Here is a 428-nt window from a genome sequence, read left to right on the forward strand (position 1 = left end):
GCGAGCGTTGCGAGCAGCACGGCAGGGACGGACGCCGCCCATCCCGACGCGAGCGTGCGAAGAACCTTCGGAGTTGCTGATTCCATGGTGTGACCTCCTCCGTTTCGCGAAGTACCGTAGGTCCGAGCCGGAGGACTGTCAGTGCCTGGAACGCCAGAAGAAGTATCCAATCGTCCAAACCTGAGGGCGCTCGCGAGCGTGGACCCGTTCAGCGACGTGTTCACCGCGATGCGCGTCAGGAGTGCGCTGTATTGCCGGATGGAGGCCACCGCGCCATGGGGCGTGAAGTTCCCCGGCTCGCCGCACGCGAAGTTCGGGCTGGTGACGCGCGGGAGCTGCTGGCTGGAAGTCGCCGGGGAGCCGAGCCCGATTCCCCTGCGCGGCGGTGATTGCTACGTCGTCGCGCCCGACGTCGGAATCACCGTGCG

1 protein-coding gene is annotated in these 428 nt (G+C 66.8%); it reads left to right on the plus strand.

Annotated elements, in window-relative coordinates; genetic code table 11:
* Window positions 1–198: 198 nt before the first annotated feature.
* Window positions 199–428, plus strand: a 230-nt coding sequence (locus tag D7Y04_RS42875; protein WP_147477357.1) for a cupin domain-containing protein, incomplete at its 3' end; no start/stop codon positions are given.

The organism is Corallococcus sp. AB038B, from assembly GCF_003668955.1.
GTDB lineage: Bacteria > Myxococcota > Myxococcia > Myxococcales > Myxococcaceae > Corallococcus > Corallococcus exiguus.